The sequence below is a fragment of the Rhodopseudomonas sp. genome, from assembly GCF_013377015.1.
Lineage (GTDB): Bacteria > Pseudomonadota > Alphaproteobacteria > Rhizobiales > Xanthobacteraceae > JARJEH01.
In genome coordinates, this window is the sequence record NZ_JACABA010000002.1 from 938,498 (window position 1) to 964,512 (window position 26,015).

A 26,015-nucleotide genomic window follows, 5' to 3' on the forward strand; every position below is an offset into this window, starting at 1 on the left:
CTGATTTTCTGAATATTTTCAACAGTTGTTCCAACATTTCGCAACCTTCCGCGCGATGGTGTGTTTCGGTGTGCAATTTTAATTTTGACCCCTTAGCCGGGGATCAGCGTCCAAAATTGCCTCCCTGCCATTCCGACGCCTGCTTTCTTGTCAGATTAAACCAATTATTTCATTTACTTAGCTCCGAAAATCCTCTCATTGCGGCGAAAGCTATTCCCGGCCAACGAGCAATGGATGCAGCTAGGGGGAGTGATCCTGATTTGGTCGCCGCTGCCGCTTGCACTATAGCTGCGCCCGAAACACGAAAGCTCGAGGGCGCCATGAGCGAAACGATTTCCGAACCAACCGCATCCACGACGCCTCATCGTCCGAGCTCGTTCTGGACGCTTGCGATTGGTTCAATCGGAGTCGTCTACGGCGACATCGGCACAAGTCCACTCTATGCGCTGAAAGAGAGTTTGACCGCTGCATCGGCAGGTGGAGCGTTGACGCACGAAATGATCTTCGGCGTCATGTCATTGATGCTGTGGACACTTGTCATCATCGTCACACTGAAATACGTCTTGTTGATCATGCGCGCAGACAACCACGGCGAAGGCGGCACCTTGACGCTGATGGCGTTGCTTCAGGGCGTCATGCACCGGCGATTTGCCACGATCGCGCTGCTCGGCATGGCCGGCGCCGCGCTGTTCTACGGCGATGCGATCATCACCCCGGCGATTTCCGTTCTGTCCGCGGTCGAAGGCCTGAAGCTCGTGGCGCCGGGCTTCGACCCGTATATCCTGCCGCTGAGCATGGTGATCCTGGTCGGACTGTTCGTGGTGCAAAGCTGGGGCACGGCTGCCGTCGCGGCGTGGTTCGGACCGCTGATGCTGATCTGGTTCGTACTGATGGGGGGCGCCGGCGCTGCGAACCTGCTCGGCGACCTCAGTATTCTCTACGCGATCAATCCGCTCTACGGCATCGACTTTCTGCTTCACCACGGTCACGCGGGCCTGCTCGCGCTCGGCGCCGTCTTCCTGACTGTCACGGGCGCCGAAGCACTCTATGCGGATATGGGACATTTCGGGAGGAAGCCCATCCAGTTCGCCTGGCTCGTCCTGGTCTTCCCGTCGCTGATGCTCTGCTATCTCGGACAAGGCGCCATGCTTCTGGCTCACCCCGAGAAGCTCGAAAACCCTTTCTTCCTGCTGTTTCCGGAATGGGCGCTGCTGCCGATGGTCTTGATCGCAACCGGCGCGACCATCATCGCCAGCCAGGCGGTGATCTCGGGTGCCTATTCCCTGACGCAGCAGGCCATTCAGCTCGGACTTCTGCCGCGCATGGAAATCCGCCGGACCTCGGAAACCGAGAAGGGCCAGATCTATATTCCGCGCGCTAACTGGCTGCTGCTGATTGCAGTGCTGTACCTGGTGTTCGCCTTCAAATCATCCAGTGCGCTGGCGTCCGCCTACGGCATCGCGGTCACTGGAACGATGGTGCTGACTAGCATCATGGCATTCTTCGTGATGCGCAAATGCTGGCACTGGTCGGTCCTCACCGCGACGCTGGTGATTGTTCCCTTTTTGATTGTCGAACTGATTTTCCTGGCGGCCAATCTGCTCAAAATCGTCGAGGGCGGATGGATTCCGTTGATGATCGGCGCCTTCCTGATGGTCGTCATGGTGACGTGGCGGCGCGGTACAAAGTTAGTCGCAAAGAAAACCGTTCGCGACGAAATCGATCTCAACGAGTTTATCAAGACGATCTCGGCGTCGTCCTCGATCACCCGCGTGCGGGGAACGGCTGTGTTCCTTACCGGCAATCCGAATTCCACGCCGACCGCGCTGATGCATAATCTCAAGCACAACAAGGTTCTGCACGACAAGAACATCATTCTGAGGGTGGCTACCGAAGACGTCCCGCGTGTTGCCGAATCAGAGCGGGCCACCTTCGAAAACGTCACCGACAGCTTCGCCAAGATCACGCTGCGCTTCGGCTACATGGAAACCCCGAACGTTCCCAAGGCGCTTGCGGCCTGCCGGCCGATGGGCTTGGCGTTCGACATCATGAGCACGTCGTTTTTTCTGTCGCGCCGAGTGGTCCGGTCGGCGGCCGAGTCGGAAATGCCGCGCTGGCAGAACCTGCTCTTCATCAACATGGCCAAATGGTCCGACGATGCGAGCCTTTACTTCCGAATTCCGACCGGCCGCGCGGTCGAAGTGGGTATGCAAATCAACGTTTGAATGGCCCGCGATGAGGATCGTACCGGCTCTCGCTTGTCTCGCGTAGGATGCCTCGCTCTATCCGCCGAGCCGGGGGGCACGCTCCCCAACCGGTCTCGGAATTGGCTGATAGTTAGAGGTCAGTTCTGCCGGGTGATCTTCAATTCCGAATAAACCACCTTGCCATCGACGGCACCGAGTGCGTTCTGCATCGCCCCATCAAGTTCGAGATCCAGCCACTGAGCTGGCTGGATAATTGCACGCTCGTCGCCGGGGTGACTTTTTCCCTGGGCGATCGCAGTGCCGTTCCGCAATTGCCCCAGGACCTCCGTTCTGATGGAATCAGCGCGAGCTTCCAGTTCGGCCTTCGCAACCGAATCTCTGATGGACAGGGTCGCGATCAAATCGCGCTGCCGGCCGAGTGCTGGCGACGTCAGCATTTCGGCTGCGGGCGTTTTCTGGACCAGATCATAGAACAGTGCCTCGGCTCGAAGTCGCTTCTGATGAATGGCTTCGGATCCTTGCGACGCCCGCGCCAACTGCCGCAGCGTCCGCCGCTTTGCGAACGGCTCCGAAACGCGCGCAAATGCCGTCCAGCGATCAGCAGGGTTGGTATCGAGCCGCAGTTTACCGGTCCCAGCGTTGCCCCTTTTCAATCTGATCCGGCCGTATCGCACGTCCGACATCATCCCGGCTGCCGCCAGCGTGACGCCGAGGCTCGCGAATGCGAGCCATGAGGGGATCAGTTGGAGCCATAGGACGGCCGCCGAAAGCGCCGCCGCCAGCACCGATAGCAATTGAGCAGTGGAAGGGCGCCGCAGACGACTCGGTTCCGCCAGGCGCGTGGATTGGACGCTAGTGGGCAAGCTTCACCACAGGACTGCGCTTCGATCGAATTCGATTGACCCGTGGCGAGCCCGGCATTGGCTGGCTGCGCTCGGGTCGAGCGAAAATGGCGCTCAACAAGGAGCCGAATCTTCGCAGCACTGAAACGGGAGAATTCCCCGCATTGCCGGCGTCCAACGCAATCGGGAACTGATCCAGTAAAATGGCCGGCGGCTCGTCGCCGCCCAATTTGCGGGCGAACCGCAATGCCGACGCGCGGAAGAGAAACACGCCCCCACGGCGGCCCACCGCGTCACGAACCACCCAAAGGCCATCGCTATTTCGACCGAGAAAGACCACCGGAATCGATGCACTCAGAATGCTCGGGTCGGGCCGGCGAAGGCACCCGTTCTCAATCAACCGGCGCTGCCGGTGACGACGATGCCAAAACAGGTCGTCGGCCTCAATGCGATTCCCAATACCTTCGACAGCACGCGTGGTAGATTTTAACCAGCTGAACATGGCCTGGACAATCCTAGACTCAATCCACCGGAGATCCGACTCGAAGGCCCGCCACTGAGCACACACGAAAACGATTCACCAGATCCGCAGCCATTATGGATTCCACGACCATATGATTTCGAGGGGGCTGAGAGAGCGACGATATATAAAAATAATAAGCAAAACGCCCTCTTCAGCCTCCTAGGACCCAATAGGCGGGAAGATCTGCGGGCATCCTAACCCATCAGGCGGCCATCGAAGGTCCAGGCCCGATCGGAAACATGCAGGCGTTGCCCGGAAGAACTCTTGAGGGAACAACAGAAGGCTGCCTGTCAATGATTAGCTGTTTTCATCATTGAGCCAGCTGGCGCTGCAATAGAATCATGTCGATCCGCCGTCCATCGGTATCGACTACCTCAAATCGCCAGCCGTTCCAGGTGAAATGGTCTCCCGGTCTTGGCAGTTCGTGCAGTTGCGACAAAACGAAGCCGGCCAGACTCACGTAATCGCCAGACTGCGCGTCGCTGATCCCGATCAACTGCATCACCTCGGCGAAGGGAATGAAGGCGTCGAGCAGGAATGATCCATCTTCACGTTGCGTAATTCTTGGCTTTGTCGGCGAGTCGATCTTGGGCAAATCACCGGCGACCGCCTCCAACAAATCGGTCCGGGTGACGATGCCCTGAAGGGCTCCGAACTCATCCACCACGATGGCGGTGTGAACCGGCGTTTTTCGGAACAGATCGAGCGTTCGCAAGATGGGCGTCGACTCATGGACGATCAGAGGAGGCCGTGTTACTTCCTTCACATCCAGCGATCTTCCATCCAATAGATGGTCGGCGAGATCCTGTTTTCTTACAATGCCGACCACCTCATCGATCGATCCGCGGCAAACCAGCAGTTGAGCATGCGGACAGCAACGGATCCGGCTGATGATTTGTTCCTGGCTGACATTGACGTCAACCCATTGCACATGCGGACGAGGGGTCATGATCGCTCGCACCGGGCTATCGGCCAGGTCGAGCACGCCCTCAATCATGTCGCGCTCGACCGCGTGGATGACGCCCAATCGCGCGCCTTCGGCCACGAGGTAGTGGATATCATCCTCGGTTACGGGGCGCTTCAGTTGTGGGCGTAAGCGGAGCAGACGAAGAATAACACGGGTCGATGCGTTAAGCAGCCAGACCACCGGCGCGGCGGTCCTCGCCACCACCGCGAGCGGCCGCGCGACCAGTATCGCGATCGGCTCCGGATTGCTCAGCGCGATGTATTTTGGCGCGAGTTCTCCAACAATGAGCGCGGTGTAGGTTACGCCGATCGTCATGATGGCGATAGCCAGTGGTTTGCCATAGTCATGCAGCACGGGAACCGCCAACAACGCTTCCTCAAGTCGCTCGGCGAGTGTCGCACCACTGAAGATTCCGGCGAGCGTCGCGCTTGTGGTGAAGCCGATTTGAACCGCGGCCAACATCCGCGCTGGATCGTCGGCAAGCGCGATGGCCACCAGCGCTCCCGGCTGCCCCTCTTTCGCCAGGCGCTCCAGGTGAGCACGGCGCGAGGACACAATGGCAAGCTCGGCCATCGCGAAGAATCCATTCAGCACGAACAGCGCGAAAACGACAATGACTTCGAGGATCAACATCTTTGACGATCTATCGACCCATCGGCGTTGTCCCCGACAGAAAACCCATCTTGGCCCATGGCGAACCCGCTGAAGAGAACCGGATGAGCGCGCTCTGTGGCCACTTAGGCAAGTGCAGCGAAAAGCTCGGATGCATCTTTCGCACGGCGCATCCGACTCAGAGTTTCAGACGATCTGAGGGTACGAGCCACCAATGCCAGCGCACCAAGCTGTCTATTTTCGGCGCTCGCCGGCAACAAGAGCACGAATACGATGTCCACGGCTTCGCCGTCGATCGCATCAAACTCGATGGGCTGCCTCAGTCTTGCCAACAGCCCATATGGTCGTTGCAGATCGGGCAGCCGCGCATGCGGAATGGCCACGCCGCGTCCTATTCCGGTCGAACCGAGCTCTTCTCGCTTGAGCAGATAGGGCACCACTTTTTCGGCATCGAGACCGAGGCTCAGCGCCGACCTATTCGCCAGATCCTGCAATAACTGGAGCTTGTTTCCGGCTCGAAGATCGAGCAGGACATCGGCCGGCGACAGCAAGTTCGAAATGTTCATGACAGGTCCAGCAAGTTGCGTTGTCGAAATCATGGGGTTAGATCTCAGACGGGAGGGCAGATCGGACAACTTCATCCGGCGCGCGCAGCCGGTACCCGATGCCGGTTTCGGTGAGGACAAATTGCGGGCGTTCCGGGTCGACTTCGATCTTCTGTCGAAGTTGCCGGACATAGACCCGAAGATACTGCGCGTCGGTCGAGGGGTCCCACAGCTCCCCGAGCAGGAATTTGTGCGTCAATACCTTGCCGGCATGCTGCACCAGGATCCTGAGCAATTCGTATTCCTTCGGCGACAACCTGACATCCTTGTCACCGACCTTGACGACGCGCCGAACCAGATCCACCGACAGTTCTCCAGACCGAAAGATCGGCCGCTCGCCATGAACCTGCAACTGATGCCGGAGCGCCGCGCGCATGCGCGCCAATAGTTCGTCCATCCCGAACGGCTTGGTCAAGTAGTCGTCAGCGCCAAGATCCAGCGCCTGCACCTTGCCGGCCTCGTCGCCGCGGCTCGATAGAATGACGATCGGAACGCTGTCGTTTCGAGCTCGGATCATGCGCAGCAGATCATGGCCTTGAATGTCGGGCAGTCCAAGATCAAGAATGATTAGCGCGGGATCCTGTTTCAGAAGATCCAGCGCGATCTTGCCATTTGATGCTTCCAGCACGTCGTACCCTTGCGTGCCCAACCCCATCCGAAGGAGCTTCCGAATCGGCGGTTCATCATCAACGATCATGATCTTGAGCGGGATGCTACTCATGCAGCCGTATCCAATGACCGCGTCGAGATCGGAACCGGCAACGCGATTGTCATCACGGCCCCGCTACGATCGGTGCGATTGGCCGCCGCGATCGTGCCATGCAGTGACTCGACGAACCCTCGCGCGATGGCGAGGCCGAGACCAGTGCCAGCGCGAACATGATCACCTTTCTGGGCGCGATAGAACTTGTCGAACACGCTGTCGAGATCATCGACCGGGATACCCTCGCCTTCATCCAGTATTTGCAGCATCACGTGCCGATCCGCTCGCCAGGCCTTGAGGCCAATCGTGGTCTGTTCGGGCGCATATTTCGCGGCATTGTCCAGCAGGTTGAACAGTACCTGCTCGAACAGCACAGCATCAAGTTCCAGCATTGGCAGTTCGGGCGCAATGTCGAGCTCAACGCGATGATGCGACAAAATCTTGCCAGCGCGCCGAAGAGCGCTTCCAATGACCTCCCCGAGATCGTGAGGAGCGGTGTTGGGCACGATGGCGCCGGATTCCAACCTCGTCATGTCCAGCAGATTGGCGATGAACCGGTTCAGGCGCTCGGATTCATCGATGATCGTCGTCAGCAGGTCCAATCGTTCGGCGTCGGATAGTTTCGGCGACAATGCCCGCAACGTGCTGGCGGCGCCCAGAACCGACGACAGCGGAGTCTTCAGATCGTGAGAGATCGAGGTCAACAAGGCCGACCGCAACCTGTCGGTTTCGACGGTGCGCTTGACCCTGTCCATGTCTTCGACAAGGCCTACCCGTTCGATCGCCAGCGCCCCCTGATCCATCAACGCATCCAGCAGCCGGCGCTGATCCGGGGTCAGCAGTGGCCCTGTCTTGTCGTTGTCGATGCCGATCACGCCGATCGGCCCGCGACCCGTGCGCATCGGCAGGAACAGACGCTTTCCGCCCGGCAGGGTGTCGGAGCCGCGGCCGGCCGGCCGATCATTGGCCCACGCCCAGTTTGCCGCGGCGATGTCGGCGAGGTCGAGCTCGTCCTCTGGCGGATATCCGGCCTTGACCGCAATGGTGCCTTCCTCAGGCAGAAGCAGAACGACACGCACCTTGAGCATTAGCGCGGCCTGATAGGCAGTTGCCCAGAGCACGTCATCCATTGTAGCCGTGCCGGCCAGCTTCCTGCTGAAGGAGTAGAGCGACTCGGTGGTTCTCACTCGCTCGGCCGCTGCGGTCGCCTGCCCCCGGACACGCGCCGCTACGTTGGAGATCAGGAATGCGATCAACATGAAGAAGAAGAACGCCGCAATGTTGGTCGGATCGGCAATGGTGAAGGTGTAGATTGGTGGGAGGAAGAAGAAATTGTAGCAGAGCGACGCCGCCACACTTGCAAATATCGACGGCCACAGACCGTAGCGAACCGCGACGCCCACGACGGCGGTCAGGAACACCAGGTCGACGTTTTCGATGCCAAAGAACGGTTGGATCAGCTCGGCTATCCCCAAGCCTATGGCGGCAAATAGAAGCGCCATCAGATAGGGCACCGGATCGAGCGACTTGGACCGCTCGGCGGTACGGACGTCCCTGACTGGCACTGGGGCCGACTCCAAGTCGTCGCCAGCGATGACATGGATGCTGATATTGCCAGCGTGGCGGACGAGGTCGTGGACGAGGGAACCTCTCAGCAATTCGAACAACCAGGACCGTCTCGCCTTCCCGGTGACAATCTGGGTGATATTGTTTGAACGTGCGAAGGTCAGGATGTCATCGGCAATTCGACGTTGTGTGCCCGGAAAGATTAGCGCCTCACCGCCAAGAGTTTCGGCGAGCCGCAGCGTATTGGCCAGACGGTCTCGTTCCTCCTCGGTCAATTGAAGGCTGCGATGCGTCTCGATCGAAATCGCGGTCCACTGCGCGCGCAGCCTGTCGGCCAACCGCTTGGTGTAGCGAACGAGACCCGCAGAACGCAGATCCTCGCTGATACAGACCAGTATTCTTTCACCCGCGGCCCATGGACCTGAGATGGCATTGGCCTGCATGTGCGTGAGCAACTGCTCATCGACGCGTTCCGCGGTGCGCCGCAATGCCAGTTCTCGGAGCGCCGTCAGGTTGCCGGGAGAAAAATAATGATCCAGTGCGCGTTCGGCCTGGGCCGGAACGTAAACCTTGCCTTCCCTCAGTCGCTGGATCAGATCGTCAGGCGTCAGATCGACGAGTTCGATCGCATCCGCGCGATCGAACACCGAGTCCGGCACGGTCTCCCTTACCCGGACATGAGTGATCTGGGCGACGACATCGTTGAGACTTTCGATGTGCTGGATGTTGACGGCGGTGTAGACGTCGATGCCGTGGCTCAGCAACTCTTCGACGTCGAGATAGCGTTTCGGATGACGGCTTCCCGGCGCATTGGTATGGGCGAGTTCATCAACCAGCGCAATTTTCGGGTGACGCGCGATTAGCGCGTCGAGATCCATCTCGTCGATCGTCTGGTCGCGGTATTCAAACCGTCTGCGTGGGACGACTTCAAGTCCATCGACAAGCGCCTGGGTTTCCAGTCGTCCATGTGTCTCGACCACGCCGACGACAACATCGATACCGGCCTTCACCTTTGCTCGCGCATTCTTGAGCATGGCATAGGTCTTGCCGACGCCAGGAGCGGCGCCCACGAAGATCTTCAGGCGGCCGGACTGACTTTCCTCTCGCCGGGCGGCCTCAAGCAAGGCTTCCGGCGAGGGTCGTTGATCGGGGGCTCGGGCATTTGTCGCCATTGGGATCGACTCGGATTTGCTCCAGCCTGCTGGTCGCTATTTTGACGCGTCCAGCGCCAGGTTGAGAGCGAGAACATTGACGCGCGGCTCGCCAAGCAGGCCGGCGAGCCGGCCGCTGGTTTGCTGTGCCACCAACTTGCGGACGGCGTCTTCAGACATATTACGCGCCTTCGCGACGCGCGGCACTTGGAACAGCGCCCCCTCCGGAGAGATATCGGGGTCGAGGCCGCTGCCCGACGTGGTCACGAGATCGACCGGAACCGAGGCCGAGCCGTTCTCGGCCTTAAGTTTGTCGACGTCTTCTTTGACGCGATCATTCAGCGCCTTGCTGGTGGGACCAAGGTTGGACCCACTGGAATTCGCGGCGTTGTAGGGCGCCGAAACAGTCTTGGTCGAGTCGGCCGGGTCCGGCGCCGAGGTGGCGGACGGACGCCCGTGGAAGTATTTGTCGTCCTTGAACTCCTGGCCGATCAGCGCTGATCCCACGACCTTGCCGTCGCGTTCGATCAGGCTGCCCGCGGCTTGCTTGGGGAAGATGACCCCGGCGACCCCGGTCATGGCCAGCGGGTATGCAAGTCCGGTAATGGCCGTCAACACCACGAGGATGACGATCGCGGGACGAATTTCTTTCAACATGATCTGTCTCCTCAGACGAGGTGCAAGGCGGTGATCGCGAGGTCGATCGCCTTGATGCCGATGAATGGAATGATGATGCCGCCGACGCCGTAGATCATCAGGTTGCGGCGCAGCAGCGCGCCGGCGCCGATCGCCCGGTAGGCGACGCCCTTTAGCGCCAGCGGGATCAACGCGATGATGATCAGCGCGTTGAAGATGATCGCTGACAGGATCGCGCTCTGCGGGCTGGCCAGATGCATGATATTGAGCGTCTCGAGCTGCGGGTAGAAGGCAAGGAAGATTGCCGGGATGATGGCGAAATACTTCGCCACGTCGTTTGCGATCGAGAATGTCGTCAGCGCGCCGCGGGTCATCAGCAGTTGTTTGCCGATTTCGACCACTTCGATCAGTTTGGTCGGGTTGGAGTCCAGATCGACCATGTTGCCGGCCTCGCGCGCCGCCTGGGTCCCCGTGTTCATCGCGACGCCGACGTCGGCCTGAGCGAGCGCGGGTGCGTCGTTGGTGCCGTCGCCGCACATCGCCACCAGCTTGCCCTTGGCCTGCTCGTCGCGAATGAGCTTCAGCTTGTCTTCCGGCGTCGCCTGCGCCAGGAAATCGTCGACGCCGGCCTCGGCGGCGATCGCGGCGGCGGTCATCGGGTTGTCGCCGGTGATCATCACGGTCCGGATCCCCATCCGGCGCAGTTCGGCGAAGCGTTCGCGAATGCCGCCCTTCACGATATCCTTGAGGTGAACGACGCCGAGCAGGCGGCCGTCCTTTGCAACGGCGAGAGGGGTTCCACCGGCTTTCGCGATCTCGTCGGCGATCACGTTGATCTCGCGGGCGACATCGCTCATGCCAGCCGACTGCATTGCCCGGACCGTGTTGCCAGATGCAACAGCCTGGGTTTTTCCGCCGCCGCTGACGTAGTTCAGAATCGCGTCCACCGCGCCCTTGCGGACGGACGAATGGCCGGCATCGACGCCGCTCATGCGCGTTTGCGCCGTGAATGGGACAAATGTTGCGTTAAGTTCCGCCATGTCGCGGCTGCGGATGCCGTGTTTCTCCTTGGCCAGAACCACGATCGATCGGCCTTCCGGCGTTTCGTCGGCCAATGATGCGAGTTGCGCGGCATCCGCCAACTCCTCTTCACTGACGCCGCGCACCGGCCGGAACGCCGTCGCCTGGCGGTTGCCGAGCGTGATGGTTCCGGTCTTGTCGAGCAGCAGCGTATCGACATCACCCGCGGCCTCGACGGCTCGGCCGGACATCGCCAGGACGTTGAAGCGGACCAGCCGGTCCATGCCGGCGATGCCGATCGCCGACAGCAGCGCGCCGATCGTGGTCGGGATCAACGTCACAAACAGCGCCACCAGCACCACCACCGAAATCGAACCGCCGGCATAGGCCGCGTAGCTCGGGATCGTGACGGTCGCGAACACGAAAATGATCGTCAGGCCTGCGAGCAAGATATTGAGCGCGATCTCGTTCGGCGTCTTCTGCCGTTCGGCGCCTTCCACCAGCTTGATCATGCGATCGATAAAGGTCGATCCCTGTGCCGCGGTGATGCGGACGCGGATCCAGTCGGACAGCACCTGCGTGCCGCCGGTGACCGCCGAGCGGTCGCCGCCGGACTCCCGAATCACCGGGGCGGATTCACCCGTAATGGCTGCTTCGTTGACCGAGGCCACGCCCTCGACCACTTCGCCATCCGAGGGGATGTTGTCACCGGCCTCGACCAGTACGATGTCGCCGACCTTGAGGCTGGTGCCGGACACGAGCTTGTACGTCTTGTCCGATCCGGTCAGGAGTTTGGCTTGGCTTTCGGTCCGGGTCTTCTTCAGCGATTCAGCCTGCGCCTTGCCGCGGCCTTCCGCGACTGCCTCGGCGAAATTAGCAAACAGCACCGTGAACCAGAGCCACAGGATGATCTGAAACGTGAAGGCAAGATCGGCGCCGCCGGTAACGACGTTCTTGACGAAGATCACCGTCGTAAGCGCGGCGACGACCTCGACCACGAACATCACCGGATTCTTGATCATCAGCCGGGGATCGAGCTTGGCGAACGACGAACCGATCGCCGGGATCACGATCTTCGGATCGAGCATCGCCGATACCGGCATACGCTTGTTCAATTTTTGGACGACTTCCATTGAAGTAACTCCGAAATGAGTTCGATCAGAACAGGGTGTTGGCGTTCATCGCGAGGTGCTCGACGATCGGCCCGAGCGCCAGCGCCGGGAAGAAGGTGAGTCCGCCGATGATCAGGATCACCCCGACGACGAGTCCGATGAACAGGCCGCCGGTGGTCGGAAGCGTGCCTGCGGAAGCCGGAATCGACTTCTTGCCGGCCAACGAGCCTGCGAGCGCCATTGCGGGGACAATCATGAAGAACCTGCCGACGAACATCGAACTCGCCAGCGTCAGGTTGTAGAAGAGCGTATTGCCGGTGAGCCCACCGAACGCCGATCCGTTGTTGCCAGTCGCCGAGGTGAAGGCATAAAGCACCTCGGTAAAGCCATGCGGGCCGGCATTGGCCATCGACGCCACCGCCGACGGCAACACCACCGCGACCGCGGTCCAGCCGAGATACATCAAGGGCAGCACCAGGATCGCCAGCATCGCCATCTTGACCTCGCGGGCCTCGATCTTCTTGCCTACATATTCGGGCGTACGGCCAACCATCAGGCCGGCGACGAAAATCGCCAGCACGACGAACAGCAGCATGCCATAGAGGCCAGCACCGACGCCGCCGATGATGATCTCGCCGAGTTGCATGTTGATCAGCGGGATCATGCCGCCAAGCGCCGTGAAGCTATCGTGCATCGCATTGACCGCGCCACAGGATGCAGCGGTGGTGATGACGGCAAACAGGGCGGAGGCGACGATGCCGAACCGGACTTCCTTGCCCTCCATATTGCCGCCAGCGAGGCCCAAAGCATCAAGCGCGGCTGTGCCATTGGCTTCGGCCCAATAGGTGACGCCGACGCCGACGATGAACAGCACGCCCATCACGCCCAGGATCGCCCAACCCTGGCGCTCGTTGCCGACCATGCGGCCAAACACGTTGGTCAGCGACGCCCCAATCAAGAAGATTGACAGCATCTGGACGAAATTGGACAGCGCGGTCGGATTTTCGAACGGGTGCGCCGCATTGGCGTTGAAGAAGCCGCCACCATTGGTGCCGAGCATCTTGATCGCGACCTGCGACGCCACCGGCCCGACCGCGATGGTCTGCTTCGCGCCCTCCAGCGTCGTCGCCTCCACGTAGGCGCCCAAGGTCTGCGGAATGCCCTGCCAGACCAGGAATATCGTATAGACGATGCAGATCGGCAGCAGCACGTAGAGCGTAGCGCGGGTGACGTCGACCCAGAAATTGCCGATGGTGCGAACCGATGACCGCGCGAATCCGCGGACCAGAGCAACCGCGAGTGCAATGCCGGTAGCCGCCGACAGGAAGTTCTGGTGGGTCAGACCCAGCATCTGGCTCAGATAGGACAGCGTGCTCTCACCGCCGTAATTTTGCCAGTTGGTGTTGGTGATGAAGCTGATCGCGGTGTTGAAGGACAGATCCTCCGCCACCGCCGACTGTTCGGCCGGGTTGAACGGCAGGACTGTTTGCAGCCGCAGCAGAGCATAAAGAATGAGGAAACCGCCGACATGAAACAGCAGCATCGCTACCGTGTAAGTCAGCCAATGCTGCTCGCGCTTGGCATCGATGCCCCCGACCCAGTAAAGGCCGGTTTCGACGGACCGCAGTACCGGAGAGAGAAACGTCCATTCGCCGTTGAAGACGCGGGTCATATACCAGCCCAGCGGCCTCACCAGCGCGACGATGATCGCGCAAAACAGCAGAATTTGAGTCCAGCCAATGATTGTCATGGGGATCAGCCTTTTGATTTTTGCACGGTGAGGTCCGAACGGCGTCGCTCGCTCGGTCGGATCACGCGATCAGAAGCGCTCGGGGCGGAGCAGTGCATAGGTGAGATAAATCAGGAGCCCGGCGGAGATCAGGGCGGCGAGCGAATAGTCGAAGGTCATGGTCGCGCTCCTCAAAGCCGTTCGCAGGCGAAAGCGTAGCCCACCGACAAGGCAAAGAAGCCCAGACCGAGGGCCAGCATGACGATATCCAACATGGGGTGCTCCTTGCGGTTTCCGTCAGCGAACCGATGGCATCGGGCCGATCGGGTCGCAAGTGAATCGAAGCGCGATTCCTACGGCATCGCACGTGGCGCAGATGTGCCCGATGGAGCATATTTTTTCGAGGTTGGTGCGATAGCAACGTTATAGGAATTTCATAAGCGAAAGCCTGAAGAAGGTCGCAAGACCCTACTTGCAAGCCATTTTCGACCGTCGAGCGGTTTCCCGCCGGAATGCCCGAAACCGATCTTTGCGCGGGTTTCCAAAACACCGAGCCGGCGGCCAGACACACAATCGCTCGAGACGCTTATGGACCTCATATTTCTTGATGCGTCCTTCCCTCTCGAATTCCAACGCGCCTTATCGCATTTTGAGAAGCTGCGGCCGCAACAGAGCGGCCTGGTGCTTCGGGAGCACGCCATGTTCTCTCACCATTCGCGATTAGACCAACTGGAGGCGATAGCCATCAAGGTAAGCGCCGCCGAAAGTGCCTCGTCCGGACTGCTGTCCTTGGTCGTCACGGAAACCAGCCGACGTCCCTCGCCGCCGAAGCCGTCCGGCACGGAGCGGCTGCATCGACTGATCGACGACGGCGCTTTCACCGAGGCAGCGTTGGCGGTGATCGAACTGGAACTGCCGCAATGGAAGCTGCGCCGCATCGCCTATGACGAAGGCGAATGGCATTGCGCATTGTCCCGGCAGCGCGAGCTTCCGGACTGGCTGGATCAAGCGGTCGAAGCCCGCCATGCCGATCTCACGCTGGCCATTCTCGGCACCTACCTCGAAGCAGCCAGGCAAGTCGAGGTGTCGCGCATGCCAGGCCGGCCATCGGTCCCGCAATCGCGCTCTGGTTGGTCCGAACCATTGTGCTGCGAAAACTATGCATGACCTGCTTGCGGATTCGATAAATGGCTGATCGGCCTGTCGCGCTCAATGACCTCAAATCGATTCAGGTGATCGGGCGCTTTTGCATCCGAATGGTGATCCTTTGCCTCTTTGCGGCACTTGGCGGCAACGAGTTTGGCCGTACGCTGGCTGCACTGCTGATGCTTTCGATCCTCTTCTGTCTTGCCGCAGCAACGCTTCGAAGCGAAAAGCCCTTCGATTCCGCGCTCACCTACTGGGATGAAGCCGCCGTCTACGGCCTGTTCTACGCGCTAATCTTCACCATGCGCCAGGTCCATGCCGTCTGACCTGCTCTTCCTGGCTATGGCCGACCGCTTATTGATCTCAAGATTTCCCCACATCGTTCCTATGCAATAGGCGCCGCCCCGATCTCGCATCTATATGCCATTCCGAACATATTGGACGCATCCCGAATTGGGAATGCAATTGAACAACAAACAGACCCGCAGGAGACCCGTTGTGAAACAGACCGAACCTCCGTCGTGCAGCTCCAACATTGTTCTGATCGGGAAAAATGATCGGGGCCGTTGGGTTGCGCGCGAACAGAATGGACTGTTTGGCGGCCTGTTTGTCAGCCGGGCTGCGGCGGTTAAATTTGCCCTGTTTGAAAACGGCAATCGTCCGGACGCGATTTTCGACGCTGCCCATATTCTGGAACTTCACTCGAACAGCGCTACGCTTGCTCCCGATCTCGCGGCTCCGCACGACCGCATCCCGATTGAGCGCCGCGCTGCGTGAATCGAGCCATTTCATTTGAGAACACCCACATGACACTGGACCCTTGCGCAACCCCCCGGCAACAAGCCGTCGACATCATGATCGATCTTGCGCGACTGACACGTTCGCACCGGATCGCCGTCGCCGGCAGTGAAAGTGTTCAGATCCACCGGCATTTGCACCGGCGCGGGTTCGCCCGTTGTTCGATCGTGGGCTCCGGCGTTCAATTTGGACGCTATTCCGCGGCGCTGATCGCGGGAGATCGCTCCCATCAGGCGCTGGAAGCCTCGCTGGCTCGCGTCTCACCATTACTGGATGCCACTGCATCCGTCGTGGTTTCGATCGACTCCGAAGAAAAGGGGCTGAGCTTACGTGTGCGTACGAGACTCGACCAGCTTAGATTCAGGATCGAGGCCGGCGTGCGGTGCCAGCAGGCCTTCCTGCTCTCGGCCTATCGATGCAATGTCGCTTCGATTGCAAAGGCGGCCTGACGCGCCATGACAGGATCCGCATCATACCCGGTCCCATGGTTGACTGGCTTCATTGCCGACCTGCCGACGCCATTCAACGAAGATCAGACAATCGATTGGAATTCGCTTGAACGGCTCTGCGAGCACCAGATCGGATCGGGTGCGAGCGCGATCCTGGTTGGCGAAACCATGGGCGAAGCCGCAACGTTGAGCCGGGATGAGCAGGAATGCTTGGTTCGCGCCGCCGTCAGGCTGTCGCGCGGGCGCGTCGCGGTGATTGCCGGGGCCGGATCGAATTCGACCAGCCAGGCCATCGATCTCACCATGCGGGCCGAAGCCAGCGGCGCCGACGCCGTCATGTCCGTGGTGCCGTACTACAACAAGCCGATGCAGGCCGGAATTGTCGCTCACTTCAAGGCTATTGCGACGTCGACCCTGTTGCCAATCATTCTGCACGATGCCCCGGGCCGCACCGCGCGCGAATTGTCTGACGAGGCGATCGGACAACTGGCAAAGACAGCGCAAATCGTCGGGCTGCGGGATGATACCGGAGACATCGCCCGTCTGTTGCGGCTGAAGACTGTCCTGCCAGGCCACTTCAAGATGCTCTCCGGCGAAGACTCGACCGCGTTGGCGCATCTGGTGAGCGGTGGCGATGGCTGCTTCTCAGGCGTATCCAATATCGCCCCCGAATTTTGCAAGACCCTCTATGAACGCTGCAGCTTGGGAGATCTGCAAACCGCCAGAGCCCTCGGCTCACGGCTCGCAGCCGCCACCGAAGCGCTGTCACAGGACGCTACGCCGGCATGCACGAAATACGCCTTGAGCCTGCTGGGATTGATGGCACCTGGGCTCCGGCTGCCGCTGGTCGAACCGGACCGGGCCTCGAAAATCATGGTCGCTAAAGCAATTGCCGCGTTATGTGACTGGGACCTGCACCACGCGGCGATGCAGGGAAGCTGGAGTGAGCAGCACACCCGCACGCCCCGGATAGTCCGCCACCAGCGAAAATGATCTCCATTGCCAATCATGCAAACCGGGGACTATGCGCTCACTCCCCGTCCGCGATCTTCGTTATTCTTTTCGCGCCACTTTGGTCCGCGCCCGCGCATATAGTGGCTTTCCGGTCGATATTTCGTACGAGACCCGTCCCAGGATGGCCCCAGGAATTTCACCAGAGCCCTGCCGGCGTTCCAGAAAAATGAAGCGATTGCAGAAGCTGTACGAAACGGAACCTCAGACACGTTAAGCTCCTCAACTGACGATCGATGTTCGGTTGGTTACTATTGACGCGGCCCTAAGGCGCGCGATTCGCTCTCAGATGCGACTTGATTGCTAACCGGCAGGTCATAGCGAATGCCGCGAAGCGTCAGTTCGCGCTCGAGTCGTCGGATTTTGGCATCGACCACGGCCTCGATGATCGACCTGAAATAGCCGTTGACATGGCGTAGAGCCGTACGGATCTGCACGCGCGCTCGCTTTGCGTTGGTTCTGGCGAAGCGATAATCGCCAGGCAGATTGCTCCGGCTGATCAGATAAGAACGATAGTCATCATTGTGGGACAGCTCGGGGAACCCATCGTCGCCTGGAATTGAACGGGCCATCTTGATCGTCCTTCACTACGACCGGAATCAGATCGCAGATGACAGATGAACCCGATTGCATAGTAAATCGAGACGGCTTGCCGGCCGATCTCGTAAGCATTGTATAGGAGGGCCCGGCGATCAAGCTGGTTGCGGCTTTTGCTTATGCCGCCCCTATGAGAGACACGGGCACATTGTCTCGAATTCCTATGGCGTAGCGGGCAACAATATGGGTGTCGATTCGAGGACGCCGCCATGACCGCAATTTCCCTTGACGCAACCCCAACCGCGAATTCCCTTCGGACACAGTTTCTACGGGCGGTTCATTACATCGGCGATACGATCGACGCTTTCGTCGCCTACCGGATACGGCAGATACTCGGCGAGCCCGATGATGGTCCAGCAACTGCGCGCCCAGCCCGAACCACCGACGAACAGTGGTATCCTGACCATGCTGTCGTCAACATCACCGCTGATCAGCTTAAGGCGATGTCCCAGTTCAAATACAACTGATCACGAAGATCCCACACGGCGGCGCTCCCCTCACGGGAGGGGCGTCGACCACCTCAAACAATGGAGAAATTTCATGGACTGGAATCGGATCGAAGGTAACTGGAAGGAATTTCAGGGTCAGGTCAAGGAGAAGTGGGGCAAGCTCACGGACGATGATCTGACCGCGATCAATGGCAAGCGTGACCAGTTGGAAGGTCGGCTGCAACAGCGATATGGGCTCGCAAAGGATCAGGCTCGCAACGACATAGATAATTGGTTTTCTGCGCTTAAATGATCTAATCTGACCGTCGCGGCCGGGGCAACAAGCTTTGGCCGCGCGTTCGGTTACTCTCGAACAACCAGAGCTGCAGCCGTGCGCGTGCGGCGATCTGCTTGCGACTAGACGTCGCACGAGCATGCGAGCCAGAACACCAGCCTGCGCCGCCTCCTACGGCATGCTTCCGCCGTATATGATTTTAGCGATCCGCCCGTCTAACTAGCCGTCAAGCCACAATGCTCTTTTCCAATTCGGTCAGGGAATCCGGCCTTTCGACGTAACCGTGCCTCTTATACCAAGCGATGAGTGTTGCTTCGGGATACCCCTGCTCCAACGGCCACGGCGATAGCGTGATCTTTGCGTAACCGAGCGCAGCGGCAAGACGTTCGACCTCTCCCAGCAAACAAGAACCGATCCCTCTACCGCGACATCCCGGCCGCACGAAAATCTCGTACAGAACGAGGTAGTCAACGTCGGGAATCTGGTCGAGCGCGAGGAAGGCAACTTCCGACCCATCGTCCGTTGCAACGTAGTGATGCGTGTGGCGCGCCTTGGGGCTTTGCAACATACGCGTATGAAGCTCAACATCAACGCAGCGCTCGTCGATATCTAGCTCTACGAGTCGCACCATCGGTTACGCATCTCCCGAGCTATCCCCTAAACCGATGCGCCGAACCCCCCACTCGTGAGAAGCTTCAACTCGCCATCGCATATATGCGCGTGCACGAGCACGCATGGTCACATCCGAGATGGCTGGCGTCGCTTAGCGCGCGAGCGCGCAATGAAGAAAGCGAATGAGGGTAACATCGGGAGAACGGATCGTAAAAACTCCTAGAACGTTCGGGCACAGGATTTGCACACGCCCACCCTCTAACTATTTGATTTCGTGAAACTCTCCGTCCAGTCCATCATCGGCGCGACGGAAAATCGGTGTGATTGATTTGTCGGCATCTTCCCAAGGCATGCTGATCGTTTGGCCAGCATGTGCCTAGCCTATCTTGCGCCGCGGCGCGACGTTTTTCGGCCTACAGCAGCCCCGCCCCGCGTGCCCATTTGTACTTGGCGCCCAGCACCTGCACAGGGATTTCCGTGGAATAGGCATAGGCGACGATGCCGTTCTGGTAGAGATAGTCGGCGGCCTCCTCGACCTCGATATCGCCGGCCAACGAGGCCACGATCGGCTTCTCGATGCCGAGCGCCTTCATCGCGTTCTTCACCTCGACCATGTTCTTGGCGAACACCATCGGGGGCGTCACGATGGTGTGCCAGTAGCCGAGGATCAGCGCGTGAATCCGCGGGTCTTCGAGTCCCAGTTTCACGGTGTTGACGTAGGTGATCGGCGGCTCGCCGCCGGTGATGTCGACCGGATTGCCGGCGGCGCCGAACGGCGGAATGAATTTGCGGAACGCGGCGTCGAGATCCGGCGGGATCGTCATCAGCGACAGCTTGTTGTCGATGCAGGCGTCCGACAGCAGCACGCCGGAGCCTCCGGCGCCGGTGATGATCACCACGTTCTCGCCCTTCGGCGTCGGCAGCACCGGAATGCCGCGGGCGAATTCCAGCATGTCGCGCAAGCTGCGCGCGCGAATGACGCCGGACTGGTTGAACACGTCCTCATAGATCTTGTCGTTGCCGGCCAGCGCCCCGGTGTGCGAGCTCGCGGCCTTGGCGCCGGCCGAGGTGCGCCCCGCCTTCAGCACCACGATCGGTTTCTTCTTCGAGACCCGCTTGGCGACTTCGGCGAAAGCGCGACCGTCTTTCAGGTCCTCGCAATGCTGCGCGATGATCTGGGTGTTGTCGTCCTGTTCGAAGAACGTCAAGAGATCGTCCTCGTCGATGTCGGACTTGTTGCCCAGCCCGACGATCGCCGAGACGCCCATCTTGGCGGAGCGCGAGAAGCCGATGATCGCCATGCCGATGCCGCCGGATTGCGACGACAGCGCAGCCTTGCCCTGCACGTCATAGGCGGTACAGAACGTCGCGCACAGATTGGCCGGCGTGTAGTAGAAGCCGTAGATGTTCGGCCCCATCAGGCGAATGCCGTATTTCTGGCCGATCGCCTGGATCTCCTCCTGCCCCGCCATGTTGCCGGTTTCGGCATAGCCCGACGGAATCAGGATCGCGCCGACCACTTTCTTCTCGCCGCATTCGACCAGCGCCGGCGCCACCAAGCTGGCCGGAATCGCGAACACCGCGATGTCGATCTCGCCGGGCACGTCCTTGACCGATTTGTAGACCTTCTTGCCGAGGATCTCGTCGGCCTTGGGGTGGATCGGATAGATCTCGCCCTTGTAGCCGCCGTTGATCAGGTTCTTCATCACCGAATTGCCGATCTTGCCGGCCTCGGCCGAGGCGCCGATCACCGCGACCGCTTTCGGCTTCATGATGCGGTTCATCTGCCGGACGATGTCGTCGTGGTTGGGACGCGGTCGCGCCGGCTTCGGCGCGAAGTCGACCACGATCCGCACGTCGGCGGCGATCGCGTGATCCCTGGTGGCGAACACCGGATTGAGATCCATCTCGGAAATTTCCGGGAAATCGGTGATCAGCTCCGACACCTTGACGATGATGGCGGCGATCGCATCGCGATTGGCGGGATCGGACCCGCGCACGCCCTTCAGCATCTCGTGCGCCTGAATGCCGTCGAGCATCGACAGCGCGTCGTCCTTGGTGGCGGGCGCCAGCCGGAAGGTGATGTCCTTCAGCACCTCGACCAGCACGCCGCCCAAGCCGAACGCCACCAGCTTGCCGAACGAACCGTCGGTCACCGCGCCGATGATCACTTCCTGGCCGCCGAGCAGCATCTGCTGCACCTGGACGCCGTCGATCTTGGCGTCGGCCTTGTACGACTTCGCATTGGCCAGGATGGTCGCATAGGTCTTTTCGACGTCTGCGGCGGTCTTGACGCCGACCACCACGCCGCCGGCCTCGGTCTTGTGCAGGATGTCCGGCGAGACGATCTTCATCACCACCGGGAAGCCCATGGCGGTGGCTAGTTTCGCGGCGTCTGCCGCCGAGGTAGCGACGCCTTCCTTCGGGACCGGGATGCCGTAGGCGTCGCAGACCAGCTTGCCCTCCGGCGCGGTGAGGCTGGTGCGGTTGTCGGCTTTGACCTGAGCCAGAACCTTGCGAACCTCATCCTTAGAACCAGACATCGGCATTCTCCCTGACGTTTTTGTTGAGATTCGCGGCCCGCGCCGTGATCGGTCTTCCTTTTTGGCATTTGGTATGCCAGAAAATAGAAAGTCAAGTCGGCATGCGCGCGAATATCCGAGCATCGGGCGCTTACTTGACACGCTGGTATTTGGTATGCCAAAAACAATGAAGCGATTACTCTGCTATAGCTCATCTTCCTGAGGGGGAGATGATGATGACCGTTCGGAACAAACCCAAGGCGCCGGCAACGATGGCTGAGCCAGATATCGCGATCGTCCGCATCGCCCCGGAGACCAGCTTCAAGAACAAGGCCTACGACGCCTTGAAGGAAGCCATTCTCAAGATGGACATCTACACCACCCCCGAACAGGTGATGCTCGACGAGCGCGCCTTGTCGGAACGCCTTGGTGTCAGCCGCACCCCGATCCGCGAAGCGATCGCGATGCTGGAGCAGGACGGCTTCGTCAAGACCGTGCCGCGCCGCGGCATCGTGGTGGTGCGCAAGACCAAGACCGAGATCGTCGACATGATCCGCGCCTGGGCGGCGCTGGAAAGCATGGCGGCACGCCTGATCACCACCGCGGCGCGCAAGAAGGATATTTCGGCACTACGCGACTTCTTCAAGGATTTCGGCCCGGACCGGCTGCCGCAGGATCACGTCGAGGAATATTCCAAGGCCAATATCGCGTTCCATCAGGCGCTGATCTCGCTGAGCGAATCGCCGGTGCTGGTCGACATGACCAACGACATCCTGCTGCACGTGCGCGGCTATCGACAACTGACGATCGGACGGGTGGATCGCACCGCGACCTCGCTGCCCGAGCATCTGGCCATCATCGAAGCGCTCGAAGCGCGCGACACCGAACTCGCCGAGAAACGCGCGCGCGATCACACGCTTGGACTCGCCGCCTATGTCGAGGCACACGGACAAGAACTCTTTACCTAAAAAGACGAGCGACTCGTCGCTAAAACAAGAACAGGGAGAGAAGCCGATGCCCGCAATCGTACAAAGCATTGCCGTCAATGTGGTCGATGACGAACGGGAGCAGACCGACGGCTTTCACCTGATGATCGACGCGCTGAAGCTGAACGGCCTCACCACGATCTACGGCGTCCCCGGGATTCCGATCACCGATTTCGGCCGCATGGCGCAGGCCGCCGGCATCCGCGTCATCTCGTTCCGTCACGAACAGAACGCCGGCAACGCCGCGGCGATCGCCGGCTTTCTGACCCAGAAGCCCGGCATCTGCCTCACGGTGTCGGCGCCCGGTTTCCTCAACGGTCTCACCGCGCTCGCCAACGCCACCACCAACTGTTTCCCGATGATCCTGATCTCCGGCTCGTCGGAGCGTGAGATCGTCGACCTGCAGCAGGGCGACTACGAGGAAATGGATCAGCTCGCCATCGCCAAGCCGCTGTGCAAGGCGGCGTTCCGGGTGCTGCACGCCGCCGACATCGGCATCGGCCTAGCGCGCGCGATCCGCGCCGCGGTGTCGGGCCGGCCCGGCGGCGTCTATCTCGATCTGCCGGGCAAGCTGTTCGGCCAGGTGATCGACGCCGAACTCGGCCGGAAATCGCTGGTCAAGGTGATCGACGCCGCGCCGGCGCAGCTGCCGGCGCCGGATTCGATCAAACGCGCGCTGGATGCGCTGAAGAGCGCCAAACGCCCGCTGATCATCCTCGGCAAGGGCGCCGCCTATGCGCAGGCCGATGACGCGATCCGGGCGCTGGTGGAAAAGAGCGGCGTGCCGTTCCTGCCGATGAGCATGGCCAAGGGCCTGTTGCCCGACACCCATCCGCAATGCGCCGGCGCGGCGCGCTCCACGGTGCTGAAGGATTCCGACGTGGTGATGCTGATCGGCGCGCGGCTGAACTGGCTGTTGTCGCACGGCAAGGGCAAGAGCTGGGGCGACGCGCCGAAGCAATTCATCCAGATCGACATCGAACCGAAGGAGATGGATTCCAACGTCGAGATCGTCGCCCCGGTGGTCGGCGACATCGGCTCCTGCGCCGCCGCGCTGCTCGCGGGCATGGGCGACAACTGGCCACTCGCGCCGGCCGACTGGCTCGCCGCGATCCAGGCGAAGCGCGAGGAAAACGTCGCCAAGATGGCGCCACGGCTAATGAACAACAATTCGCCGATGGACTATCACGGCGCGCTCGGCGTGCTACGCACCATCGTCAAGGAGCGGCCCGACGCCATCCTGGTCAATGAAGGCGCCAACACGCTCGACCTCGCGCGCGGCGTGATCGACATGTACCAGCCGCGCAAGCGGCTCGATGTCGGCACCTGGGGCGTGATGGGCATCGGCATGGGCTTCGCCATCGCGGCCGCGATCGAAACCGGCAAGCCGGTGCTAGCGATCGAGGGCGACAGCGCCTTCGGCTTCTCCGGGATGGAAGTCGAGACCATCTGCCGCTATCATCTGCCGGTCTGTATCGTGATCTTCAACAATGACGGCATCTATCGCGGCACCGACGTCAACCCGAGCGGCGGTTCCGACGCGGCGCCGACCGTGTTTGTCAAAGGCGCGCGCTACGACAGGATGATGGAGGCGTTCGGCGGCGTCGGCGTCAACGCCACCACACCGGACGAACTCAGACGTGCGGTCAATGCCGCGATGGACTCGGGCGAGCCGACCCTGATCAACGCCGTGATCGACCCGGCCGCCGGCAGCGAAAGCGGCCGGATCGGCAATCTCAATCCGCAGAGCAAACTGCGCAAGAAGTGATGCCTCCCATCGTGGGCTGACGACACTGAATCAACGGAGCAAATGATATGACAAAGGCGCTCGAGGGCGTTCGCATTCTCGATTTCACCCACGTCCAGTCCGGACCGACCTGCACGCAATTGCTGGCCTGGTTCGGCGCCGACGTGATCAAGGTCGAGCGCCCCGGCGTCGGCGACATCACCCGCGGTCAGCTACAGGACGTGCCGAACGTCGACAGCCTGTATTTCACCATGCTGAACCACAACAAGCGCTCGATCACGCTCGACACCAAGAATCCCAAGGGCAAGGAAGTCCTCACCGCGCTGATCAAGAGCTGCGACGTGCTGGTGGAAAATTTCGGCCCCGGCGTGCTCGACCGGATGGGATTCCCGTGGGAGAAAATCCAGGCGATCAATCCGAAGATGATTGTCGCTTCGATCAAGGGTTTCGGCCCCGGCCCCTACGAAGACTGCAAGGTCTATGAAAACGTCGCGCAATGCACCGGCGGCGCCGCCTCCACCACCGGCTTCCGCGATGGACTGCCGCTGGTCACCGGCGCCCAGATCGGCGACTCTGGCACCGGGCTGCATCTCGCGCTCGGCATCGTCACCGCTTTGTATCAGCGCACGGTGACGGGCAAGGGCCAGAAGGTCACCGCCGCGATGCAGGACGGCGTGCTCAATCTGTCGCGCGTGAAGCTGCGCGATCAGCAGCGCCTCGCCCATGGCCCGTTGAAGGAATACAGCCAGTTCGGCGAAGGCATTCCGTTCGGCGACTCGGTGCCGCGCGCCGGCAATGATTCCGGCGGCGGCCAGCCCGGCCGAATCCTGAAGTGCAAGGGATGGCAGACCGACCCCAACGCCTACATCTATTTCATCGCCCAGGCGCCGGTGTGGGAGAAGATCTGCGACGTCATCAACGAGCCGGAATGGAAGACCCATCCGGAATACGCCAAGCCGGCAGCGCGGCTGAAGCACCTCAACTCGATCTTCGCCCGGATCGAGGAATGGACCATGACGATGACCAAGTTCGAGGCGATGGAGATCCTCAACAAGGACGACATCCCCTGCGGTCCGATCCTGTCGATGAAGGAACTCGCCGAGGATCAGTCGCTGCGCGCCACCGGCACTGTGGTCGAGGTCAACCACCCCACCCGCGGCAAATACCTGTCGGTCGGCAACCCGATCAAAATGTCGGACTCGCCGACCGAGGTGACCCGTTCGCCGCTGCTCGGCGAACACACCGACGAGATCCTGCGCCAGGTGCTGGGCTTCAGCGACAGCCAGGTCGCCGAGATCCACGCTTCCGGCGCGCTGGAACCGCCGCGCAAGGTCGCGGCGGAATAGCGCGTTCCCAACCCCTCCCCGCTCTTCCGCAGGAAGAGGTCGGAGCCTTGCCAGAGCAACGCTCCGACCTCTGGTTCTCCGTGACTAGTGACTCGAACATTGCACATGATGTTGGACATTACTGTTGGATGAAATTGGGGGGCGATCCAGTCAGCGCTCGCGCAATGGATGAAAATATCGTGCGGCCTTGCAGACAGCCATCGCTAAAACTCGCTTTAGGATAAAGCCCGCCTATTTACAACTTTCGGTCGCGACAGTAGCGTAGCGCTTATTTTGTTGAGCGTGGCGCTTATTATGTTGGGATTGGGAGGCTTAAATGGATGTTTTAAGGTGGTCGCTATTTTTCTTTCTCGTCACGATTAGCCCAACGTTCGCTTGCGACGCGAACGAATCTTGCGGCGAAAT

At 60.5% G+C, this 26,015-nt stretch carries 24 protein-coding genes; 11 read left to right on the top strand and 13 right to left on the bottom strand.

The genetic code is table 11. The features are described from left to right. The first annotated feature begins 320 nt into the window (after positions 1–320). On the top strand, positions 321–2,225 hold the full coding sequence (locus HXX15_RS12840) for a potassium transporter Kup (RefSeq protein ID WP_296516451.1): 1,905 nt from the start codon (positions 321–323) through the stop codon (positions 2,223–2,225). A gap of 119 nt (positions 2,226–2,344) precedes the next feature. Here HXX15_RS12840 and HXX15_RS12845 read toward each other — a convergent pair whose 3' ends face one another. The 10 genes from HXX15_RS12845 to HXX15_RS12890 form a co-directional block, all read right to left on the bottom strand. Next, a complete protein-coding gene (locus HXX15_RS12845) occupies positions 2,345–2,992 on the bottom strand; it encodes a hypothetical protein (RefSeq protein WP_296516452.1) in 648 nt (215 codons plus the stop codon). 67 nt (positions 2,993–3,059) lie between these two features. Further along, the gene (locus HXX15_RS12850) at positions 3,060–3,551 is read right to left on the bottom strand and encodes a hypothetical protein (RefSeq protein WP_296516453.1); all 492 of its coding nucleotides are present in this window, start codon (positions 3,549–3,551) and stop codon (positions 3,060–3,062) included. 331 nt (positions 3,552–3,882) lie between these two features. After that, positions 3,883–5,172: a hemolysin family protein gene (locus HXX15_RS12855; RefSeq protein WP_296516454.1), complete on the bottom strand. Its 1,290-nt coding sequence runs from the start codon at positions 5,170–5,172 to the stop codon at positions 3,883–3,885. A 104-nt stretch (positions 5,173–5,276) separates the two neighbouring features. Further along, a complete protein-coding gene (locus tag HXX15_RS12860) occupies positions 5,277–5,717 on the bottom strand; it encodes a PTS sugar transporter subunit IIA (protein WP_296516455.1) in 441 nt (146 codons plus the stop codon). A gap of 37 nt (positions 5,718–5,754) precedes the next feature. Continuing rightward, positions 5,755–6,477 carry a response regulator transcription factor gene (locus HXX15_RS12865; protein ID WP_296516456.1) on the bottom strand — a complete coding sequence of 241 codons (723 nt, stop codon included), beginning with the start codon at positions 6,475–6,477 and terminating at the stop codon, positions 5,755–5,757. After that, positions 6,474–9,197 (bottom strand): sensor histidine kinase KdpD, encoded by a 2,724-nt coding sequence (locus tag HXX15_RS12870; RefSeq protein WP_296516457.1) that lies wholly within the window; start codon positions 9,195–9,197, stop codon positions 6,474–6,476. The genes HXX15_RS12865 and HXX15_RS12870 overlap by 4 nt, the downstream gene beginning before the upstream one ends. A gap of 36 nt (positions 9,198–9,233) precedes the next feature. Then, positions 9,234–9,833 (bottom strand): K(+)-transporting ATPase subunit C, encoded by a 600-nt coding sequence (locus tag HXX15_RS12875; RefSeq protein WP_296516458.1) that lies wholly within the window; start codon positions 9,831–9,833, stop codon positions 9,234–9,236. Positions 9,834–9,844: 11 nt separating this feature from the next. Continuing rightward, positions 9,845–11,965, bottom strand: coding sequence for a potassium-transporting ATPase subunit KdpB (kdpB, locus tag HXX15_RS12880; protein WP_296516459.1), 2,121 nt, complete (start codon positions 11,963–11,965; stop codon positions 9,845–9,847). Positions 11,966–11,990: 25 nt separating this feature from the next. Beyond that, entirely contained in the window at positions 11,991–13,694 is a 1,704-nt protein-coding gene (gene kdpA, locus HXX15_RS12885) for a potassium-transporting ATPase subunit KdpA (protein WP_296516460.1), read from the bottom strand. A gap of 69 nt (positions 13,695–13,763) precedes the next feature. Then, positions 13,764–13,853: a K(+)-transporting ATPase subunit F gene (locus tag HXX15_RS12890; RefSeq protein ID WP_296516461.1), complete on the bottom strand. Its 90-nt coding sequence runs from the start codon at positions 13,851–13,853 to the stop codon at positions 13,764–13,766. 408 nt (positions 13,854–14,261) lie between these two features. On the opposite strand from HXX15_RS12890, the gene HXX15_RS12895 reads away from it, so the two are divergent. From HXX15_RS12895 to dapA, 5 genes are all read left to right on the top strand, one after another. Next, positions 14,262–14,840, top strand: coding sequence for a hypothetical protein (locus HXX15_RS12895; protein ID WP_366558584.1), 579 nt, complete (start codon positions 14,262–14,264; stop codon positions 14,838–14,840). Between the two features lie 20 nt (positions 14,841–14,860). Then, positions 14,861–15,145 carry a hypothetical protein gene (locus HXX15_RS12900; RefSeq protein ID WP_296516462.1) on the top strand — a complete coding sequence of 95 codons (285 nt, stop codon included), beginning with the start codon at positions 14,861–14,863 and terminating at the stop codon, positions 15,143–15,145. A gap of 172 nt (positions 15,146–15,317) precedes the next feature. Further along, a complete protein-coding gene (locus HXX15_RS12905) occupies positions 15,318–15,596 on the top strand; it encodes a hypothetical protein (RefSeq protein ID WP_296516463.1) in 279 nt (92 codons plus the stop codon). Between the two features lie 29 nt (positions 15,597–15,625). Continuing rightward, on the top strand, positions 15,626–16,066 hold the full coding sequence (locus HXX15_RS12910; RefSeq protein ID WP_296516464.1) for a hypothetical protein: 441 nt from the start codon (positions 15,626–15,628) through the stop codon (positions 16,064–16,066). A 39-nt stretch (positions 16,067–16,105) separates the two neighbouring features. Next, the gene (gene dapA, locus HXX15_RS12915) at positions 16,106–17,059 is read left to right on the top strand and encodes a 4-hydroxy-tetrahydrodipicolinate synthase (protein ID WP_296516465.1); all 954 of its coding nucleotides are present in this window, start codon (positions 16,106–16,108) and stop codon (positions 17,057–17,059) included. Positions 17,060–17,328: 269 nt separating this feature from the next. On the opposite strand, the gene HXX15_RS12920 is transcribed toward dapA, so the two are convergent. After that, entirely contained in the window at positions 17,329–17,649 is a 321-nt protein-coding gene (locus HXX15_RS12920; RefSeq protein WP_296516466.1) for a hypothetical protein, read from the bottom strand. A gap of 234 nt (positions 17,650–17,883) precedes the next feature. Between HXX15_RS12920 and HXX15_RS12925 the strand changes: the two genes are divergently transcribed. Both HXX15_RS12925 and HXX15_RS12930 read left to right on the top strand, forming a co-directional pair. Further along, positions 17,884–18,141, top strand: a complete 258-nt coding sequence (locus HXX15_RS12925) for a hypothetical protein (protein WP_296516467.1) — start codon at positions 17,884–17,886, stop codon at positions 18,139–18,141. Positions 18,142–18,214: 73 nt separating this feature from the next. After that, positions 18,215–18,415 (top strand): CsbD family protein, encoded by a 201-nt coding sequence (locus HXX15_RS12930; protein WP_296516468.1) that lies wholly within the window; start codon positions 18,215–18,217, stop codon positions 18,413–18,415. A 208-nt stretch (positions 18,416–18,623) separates the two neighbouring features. Here the strand turns inward: HXX15_RS12930 and HXX15_RS12935 are convergent, their stop codons facing one another. Both HXX15_RS12935 and HXX15_RS12940 read right to left on the bottom strand, forming a co-directional pair. Beyond that, entirely contained in the window at positions 18,624–19,028 is a 405-nt protein-coding gene (locus HXX15_RS12935) for a GNAT family N-acetyltransferase (RefSeq protein ID WP_296516469.1), read from the bottom strand. A gap of 394 nt (positions 19,029–19,422) precedes the next feature. Beyond that, entirely contained in the window at positions 19,423–21,552 is a 2,130-nt protein-coding gene (locus HXX15_RS12940) for an acetate--CoA ligase family protein (protein WP_296516470.1), read from the bottom strand. 215 nt (positions 21,553–21,767) lie between these two features. Here HXX15_RS12940 and HXX15_RS12945 point away from each other — a divergent pair, with 215 nt between their 5' ends. From HXX15_RS12945 to frc, 3 genes are read left to right on the top strand one after another with little or no spacing between them, the layout of a single operon-like run. Next, a complete protein-coding gene (locus tag HXX15_RS12945; RefSeq protein WP_296516471.1) occupies positions 21,768–22,499 on the top strand; it encodes a GntR family transcriptional regulator in 732 nt (243 codons plus the stop codon). A 46-nt stretch (positions 22,500–22,545) separates the two neighbouring features. Next, positions 22,546–24,285 carry an oxalyl-CoA decarboxylase gene (gene oxc / locus HXX15_RS12950; RefSeq protein ID WP_296516472.1) on the top strand — a complete coding sequence of 580 codons (1,740 nt, stop codon included), beginning with the start codon at positions 22,546–22,548 and terminating at the stop codon, positions 24,283–24,285. 47 nt (positions 24,286–24,332) lie between these two features. Further along, on the top strand, positions 24,333–25,610 hold the full coding sequence (gene frc, locus HXX15_RS12955) for a formyl-CoA transferase (protein ID WP_296516473.1): 1,278 nt from the start codon (positions 24,333–24,335) through the stop codon (positions 25,608–25,610). The last annotated feature ends 405 nt before the right edge of the window (positions 25,611–26,015 follow it).